Below are 395 nucleotides of genomic sequence, written 5' to 3'. Positions count from 1 at the left end.
ATAAAATCTTGCCCATGTCCAACTAAAGGACTATCCGAGTGATATTTCGCAATAAAACTATCAATCTCTTGAGCTGTAATTTTCGAAGCCACTGTTAAATTTAAATCTTCATATGAGGTAGCAGTAATAACCTCTTTTTCATCGTTTAAATTTTGTTGTAACATATCTGTTTTTGCAGTAAGTTGAGCAGCTTCAGCACGTGTTATAAATCTATTTGGTTGCCAACCGTTCTCGGTACCATTAGAAATTTTTAAATCTATTAAAATATTGGCATATTTTTCTCCCCAATGCCCTTTTAAATCTTCAAATCTAACCTGATCATTATGATTTGGTGTGCTTTGTAGTTTATATGCATTTACTAGCATCGTAGCCATAGCAGCGCGAGTTACTTTTCC

At 33.9% G+C, this 395-nt stretch carries 1 protein-coding gene; it reads right to left on the bottom strand.

Features of this window, described 5'->3' with window-relative positions; translation table 11 throughout:
* Window positions 1–395: S-layer homology domain-containing protein (locus GBN78_RS29975; protein ID WP_193224780.1), on the bottom strand; the 395-nt coding region annotated here is incomplete at both ends.

It is taken from the genome of Bacillus sp. B2-WWTP-C-10-Post-4 (assembly GCF_009183805.1).
GTDB lineage: Bacteria > Bacillota > Bacilli > Bacillales > Bacillaceae_G > Bacillus_A > Bacillus_A cereus.
The sequence above is the reverse complement of the archived record's forward strand: the minus strand, read 5'-3'. Positions and strand labels throughout refer to the sequence as shown.